This window comes from Streptomyces sp. NPDC006510 (assembly GCF_040611955.1).
GTDB lineage: Bacteria > Actinomycetota > Actinomycetes > Streptomycetales > Streptomycetaceae > Streptomyces.
Genome location: NZ_JBEXPH010000327.1, coordinates 1 through 5,902, shown reverse-complemented (window position 1 = coordinate 5,902; position 5,902 = coordinate 1). Strand labels below are relative to the sequence as shown.

Sequence of the window (5,902 nt, the reverse complement as noted above, 5' to 3'; positions counted from 1 at the left end):
GTACGGTCGGCGGGGCGGTGCTGGCCATCGCGGGTGTGAGCGCGGCCGGCGCGGCGACGGCGCAGGGCGGGCAGGCCGCCGCGATGGCCGCGTCGGGTGCGGCGACCTCGCTGATCATCGCCGTGGCGCTGCTCGGGCCGTGGATCGCCCGGGGGGCGATGCGGGTCCTCGGCACTCCGGTACGGCGTGCCGGTGGGGTCTCCGGCTTCCTCGCCGCCAAGTCCGCCGCCGCGCACAACCGCCGCCTCGGTGCGGCGATCACCCCGATCGTGCTGGTCGTCGCGTTCGTCTGCGTACAGCTGGCGGCGGGCTCGACGCTGGAGCGGGCCGCCGACCGGCAGGCCGCTGCCGCGCTCCGGGCCGACCTGGTGGTGACGGGACCGGCCGCCGGACTGCCCGCCGGTGCCGCCGAGGCCGTGCGCGGGGCTTCCGGGGTGGCGGCGGCGACCGGTGTGCTGCGCTCCGGCGTCGTCCTCGCGCACCGTGAGATGGGTGACCCGAAGCTCGACCGGCTCCCGGTGCTGGGTGTGACGGCCGGCCAGCTGTCCGGCACGCTCGATCCGCATGTCACCGCGGGTGATCCGGCGGACCTCACCGGCCGGGACACGGTGGCGGTCGGCGAGGACCGGGCCGGTGATCTCGGGGTCGGCACCGGGGACACGGTGGAGCTCCGTCTCGGCGACGGCACCGAGGTACGGCTGCGGGTGGTGGCGCTGTACGAACGGGCGCTGGGGCTCGGCGAGTTCATGCTGCCGCGCGAGGCGCTGGCCGGGCATGTCTCGGTCCTTCGCGACCAGCGGATCCTGATCCGCTCGGCGGACGGCCGGGCGGCCTCGGCCGCCGCTTCGGTACGGCGTGCACTCGCCCCGTACCCGGGTGTGCGGGTCCTTCCCGCGACGGCCGACGACGTACGGATCGCACCGTCGTCGTCGGACCGGGACAACGCCATGATCATCATCGGTGTCGGGGTGATCGGTGGCTTCGCGCTGCTCGCGGTGATCAGCACGCTGTCCCTGATCACGGTGGGCCGCCGCCCCGAGTTCCGGCTGTTGCGGATGGTCGGTGCGGGCCGCCGTCAGGTGCGGCGGATGCTGGTGCTGGAGACGGGACTGGTGGCGGTGGCCGGGCTGGCGATCGGCACGCTGGTCGCGGCGGTCCCGCTGCTGGCGTTCGCGGTGTCGGTGACCGGCTCGGTGCCGTATCTGCCGCCCGAGCGGTACGGGGTGCTCGCCCTGGCCGTGATGGTCGCGGCGGGTGCGGGGGCGTTGTGGCCGGGGTGGTCCGGCGGCCGGTTCGTCCTCGGGCGCCGGACGTGAGGACGCGCCCCTGGCCTCGTCCGGGGGCCGAGGGGCGGGCGGGTCATGGCGATGCGGGCAGGGGCAGCGCCCCCTCCCGTACCGCCGCCGCGGCCAGCGCGTCGAGCACCGGGGCGATCAGCGGATGCCCCTCCGCCCCGTGCCGCACTGCGGCGAAGACCCGGCGGGTCGGCGCGCTGCCCTCCACCGGCCGCACCACCACCCCCGTCAGCTCCATCCCCCGCAGCGCCGACCGCGGCACCAGCGCCACCCCGGCACCCGCCCCGGCCAGCGCGACCACCGCGCGGAAGTCGTCCGAGGAGTGCTCCAGCCTCGGCTGGAACCCGGCGAACTCACAGGACAGAACCACCACGTCGTGGCAGGGATTGCCGGGGTAGGGGCCGATCCACGCGTCCTTCTCCAGGTCGGCGATCGCCACCTGTGCCCGGTCGGCCAGCCGGTGCCCGACCGGCAGCACCGCGTCGAACGGCTCGGAGTACAACGGCACCCGGGTCAGCCGCCGGTCGTCCTCGCCCGGGGCGCCCCGGTACTCGACGGCGACCGCGACATCGACCTGCCGGTCGAGCACCATCGGCACGCTCGCGTCGCCCTCGGCGTCCTGGACCCGGACCCGGATACCGGGCGCGGTGCGCGTCAGTTCGGCGATCGCGGGGGCGAGGACCAGGCCGATGCCGGTGGCGAACGCGGCGACGGTGACCGTGCCCGCGTCCCCCGCGTCGTACGCGGCTAGCTCCGCCTCGGCCCGTTCCAGCTGGGCCAGCACCGCATTGGTGTGGGTCAGCAGGATCTCCCCGGCGGGGGTGAGCCGGGCGCCGCGCGCGCCCCGTTCGACGAGCCGGTGCCCGGTCTCCTGCTCCAGCGCGGCAAGCTGCTGGGAGACCGCGGAGGGGGTGAGGTACAGCGCGGCGGCGGCGGCGGTCACCGTGCGGTGGTCGGCCACCGCACGGAGAATGCGCAGCCGCCGTGAATCGATCATGTGCCCCATTGTCCCAGGTCACGCAGGGAACCCCGGCCGGGCGGGGTTCCCTGTGAGACCCCGGGTGCTACTCCCCCAGTGCGGCCCGCGCGTCGACGAACGCGTCCACCGCCCGGTTCACGTCCTCCGTGGAGTGCGCGGCGGAGAGCTGGACGCGGATCCGGGCCGCGCCCTGCGGGACGACCGGGTAGGAGAACCCGATCACGTACACACCGCGCTCCAGGAGGAGTTCCGCCATCCGGCCTGCCTTCGCCGCGTCCCCGATCATGACGGGGGCGATGGCGTGGTCGCCGGGCAGGATGTCGAAGCCTTCCTCGGTCATCCGGGTACGGAAGAGCGCGGTGTTGGCGTTGAGCTGCTCGCGCAGGTCGCCGGCGGCCTCCAGCAGGTCGAGGACCTTGAGCGAGGCCGCCGCGATGACCGGGGCGAGGGAGTTGGAGAAGAGGTACGGGCGGGAGCGCTGACGCAGCAGCGCGACGATCTCGGCGCGGGCCGCGACATAGCCGCCGGACGCGCCGCCGAGCGCCTTGCCCAGGGTGCCGGTGATGATGTCGACCCGGTCCATCACGTCGTGCAGCTCCGGCGTGCCGCGGCCGCCGGGGCCGACGAAGCCGACGGCGTGCGAGTCGTCGACCATGACCATGGCGTCGTAGCGCTCGGCCAGGTCGCAGATCTCGCGCAGCGGGGCGACGTACCCGTCCATGGAGAACACACCGTCGGTGACGACGAGCCTGCGCCGGGCGCCGGACGCCTCCTTGAGCTGCTTCTCCAGGTCGTCCATGTCGCGGTTGGCGTAGCGGAACCGCTTGGCCTTGGAGAGGCGGATGCCGTCGATGATGGAGGCGTGGTTGAGGGCGTCGGAGATGACCGCGTCCTCCGGGCCGAGGACGGTCTCGAAGACACCGCCGTTGGCGTCGAAGCAGGAGGAGTAGAGGATCGTGTCCTCCTGGCCGAGGAACGTGGAGAGCCGCTGCTCCAGCTCCTTGTGGACCTCCTGGGTGCCGCAGATGAAGCGGACCGAGGCCATGCCGTAGCCCCAGCGGTCCAGCGCCTGGTGGGCGGCGCCGATCACCTCGGGGTGGTCGGCGAGCCCCAGGTAGTTGTTGGCGCAGAAGTTGAGCACCTCACCGGGGCGGCCGCCCGCGGTGACGGCGACCGACGCGGACTGCGGGGTGCCGATCACGCGCTCGGGCTTGTGGAGTCCGGCGGCCTCGATCTCTTCGAGGGTGGTGCGCAGGTCGTCGCGTACGGAGTCGAACATGAGGGGTGTCTCCCAGTTGTCTACGAGGGCGTCGGGTCAGGAGGTCCAGTCGAGGATGACCTTGCCGCCGCGGCCGCTCGCCGCGTCGTCGAAGGCCGCTTCGAAGTCGCGGTAGCCGTACCGGCCGGTGATCACGGGGGCGAGGTCGAGGCCGCCCTCCAGCAGTACGGACATGGCGTACCAGGTCTCGTACATCTCGCGGCCGTAGATGCCCTTGACGGTGATCATCGAGGTGACGACGCGGGCCCAGTCGACGGCGAACTCCTCGGACGGCAGTCCGAGCATCGCGATCCGGCCGCCGTGCGTCATGTTCGCGATCATGTCGCGCATCGCCTCGGGCCGGCCGGACATCTCCAGGCCGACGTCGAAGCCCTCGCGCAGTCCGAGGTGCTGCTGACCGTCGGCGATGGTCTCCTCGGCGACGTTCAGGGCGAGGCTGACGCCGACCTTCCGGGCCAGTTCGAGGCGGGCCTCGCTGACGTCGGTGATGACGACGTTGCGGGCGCCAGCGTGCTTGGCGACAGCGGCGGCCATGATGCCGATCGGTCCGGCGCCGGTGATCAGTACGTCCTCACCGACCAGCGGGAACGACAGCGCGGTGTGCACGGCGTTGCCGAACGGGTCGAAGATCGCGGCGACGTCGAGGTCGACGGGGACCCGGTGCACCCAGACGTTGGACGCGGGCAGGGCGACGTACTCGGCGAACGCCCCGTCCCGGCCGACGCCGAGCCCGAGCGTGGAGCGGCACAGGTGACGGCGGCCGGCCAGGCAGTTGCGGCACTTGCCGCACACCAGGTGGCCCTCGCCGCTGACCAGGTCGCCGACGTTGATGTCGACGACGTCGGCGCCGGTCTCCGCGACCTCGCCGACGAACTCGTGCCCGAGGACGAGCGGGGTTCGTACGGCCTGCTGCGCCCAGCCGTCGTAGTTGCGGATGTGCAGGTCGGTGCCGCAGATGCCGGTACGGAGCACCTTGATCAGTACGTCCGTGGGGCCGATCTCCGGCTCCGGCACGTCCATCAGCCAGAGTCCCGGCTCGGCCTTCTGCTTCACGAGTGCCTTCACGGCTGCGGCTCCCTGCGCTGGTGCGGCGTTGAGTACCCCGGGCCGGGGGCATGCCAAGGGGAAGCCTGCGGCCCGGGGAGGATCGAGAGGGACGGGACACATCGGCAGCGCGCGTCGATCGGCTGCCGCGCACCATCCTCGGCCGTCACGGAGAAATCTGCCGCACCCCGCGCCACAGGTCCATCGAGGTTTTCTTAAGCGCGCCCGAAGATCCGCTTCATGCCGTCGGCACGGTTCCCCCGTCCGACGCATGGAGGTTCCGGCTCAGACCTTGGTGAAGGGCCCCAGGAGGCGGGCCCGTCCGTGCTCGACCCGGTAGAGGAAGATCCCCGTCTCGTACCGCACCTGCCGGCTGGCGTAGAAGGACAGCGTCCGGGTGATGCCCGGGTGGGTGGTCCGGAACAGGCGCTGGGCCATGCCTTCGCGTTCCGCTCCGGTGGCGCTGGTGGACCGGGCCGCCTCGGCGATCAGCCCGACCGCGTCGTACGCCTCGGCGGCCCAGCGGCCCGGCGCGGCCCCGAAGCGCTTCCGGTACGCGGCGGTGAACGCCTTCGCGGCCGGGACCGCCGCCGGGTCGCTGTACGCCTGGGCGAACACCCATCCCTCGGCGGCCTCCCCCGCGCCCCGGAGGAAGGCGGGCGCCAGGACGGGGCCGGTGGCCACGCGGGTCCCGGTGAACCCGGCGGAGGCCAGGGCGGCGGCGCAGCGGGCGCCCCGGGCGGGTGACGATCCGGCGAGGACGACGGCGTCCGCGCCCCCGGCGACCACCGCGCGGGCCGCCGGGCCGAAGTCGTCGGCGCCCGCCGCGACCGGGTGCACGGTCACCTCGGCGCCTTCGGGCGGGGAGTCCCGGAAGATGTCCGCGATGGCCCAGGCGCCCTCGGGGTCGGCGCCGTCCTCCACGATCGCCGGCCGCCGGGCCGGGCGGACCTGGGACAGGTAGCGCAGGATGCCGATGGGCAGCGCGCTGTCGAAGGGGCGGGTCACGCAGAGGGTCTTCGTGGCCGAGACCTCGGCGGTGGTGGACCGGGCCGCGACGACGACCTGGGCGAGGCCGGTCCGCTCGTAGCGCTCGACGACGGATGCGGCGACGACGTCCCCGGTGGGGCCGACGACGGCCAGCACCTTCGGGTCGGCGGCCAGCCGGTCGGCGGTGCGCGGGGCGCGGGCGGGGTCCCCGGAGTCGTCCTCGGTGCGCAGGACCAGCCGGAAGGGGGCGTCGGCGCGGGCGTTGTGGTCGTCGACGGCGAGCCGCATGCCCCGCTGGTGCGCGAGGCCGACTGC

General features: G+C 73.8%; 5 protein-coding genes. 1 reads left to right on the top strand and 4 read right to left on the bottom strand.

Going from position 1 to position 5,902, the window contains the following annotated elements:
* A partial coding sequence (locus ABZY11_RS42390) for an ABC transporter permease (RefSeq protein WP_356484288.1) occupies positions 1-1,316 on the top strand: 1,316 nt, incomplete at its 5' end.
* A gap of 43 nt (positions 1,317-1,359) precedes the next feature.
* Here ABZY11_RS42390 and ABZY11_RS42385 read toward each other — a convergent pair.
* The 4 genes from ABZY11_RS42385 to ABZY11_RS42370 all read right to left on the bottom strand — a co-directional run.
* Positions 1,360-2,292, bottom strand: a complete 933-nt coding sequence (locus ABZY11_RS42385; RefSeq protein WP_356484287.1) for a LysR family transcriptional regulator — start codon at positions 2,290-2,292, stop codon at positions 1,360-1,362.
* A gap of 67 nt (positions 2,293-2,359) precedes the next feature.
* Positions 2,360-3,553 (bottom strand): glycine C-acetyltransferase, encoded by a 1,194-nt coding sequence (locus ABZY11_RS42380; protein ID WP_356484286.1) that lies wholly within the window; start codon positions 3,551-3,553, stop codon positions 2,360-2,362.
* Between the two features lie 36 nt (positions 3,554-3,589).
* Positions 3,590-4,618 (bottom strand): L-threonine 3-dehydrogenase, encoded by a 1,029-nt coding sequence (tdh, locus tag ABZY11_RS42375; protein WP_356484285.1) that lies wholly within the window; start codon positions 4,616-4,618, stop codon positions 3,590-3,592.
* A gap of 264 nt (positions 4,619-4,882) precedes the next feature.
* A partial coding sequence (locus ABZY11_RS42370; protein ID WP_356484284.1) for an ABC transporter substrate-binding protein occupies positions 4,883-5,902 on the bottom strand: 1,020 nt, incomplete at its 5' end.

Excerpts from the sequence above, each read along its gene's own strand:
- ABZY11_RS42385 (WP_356484287.1), bottom strand. The coding sequence starts at position 2,292 with ATGATCGATTCACGGCGGCTGCGCATTCTCCGTGCGGTGGCCGACCAC.
- ABZY11_RS42380 (WP_356484286.1), bottom strand. The coding sequence starts at position 3,553 with ATGTTCGACTCCGTACGCGACGACCTGCGCACCACCCTCGAAGAGATC.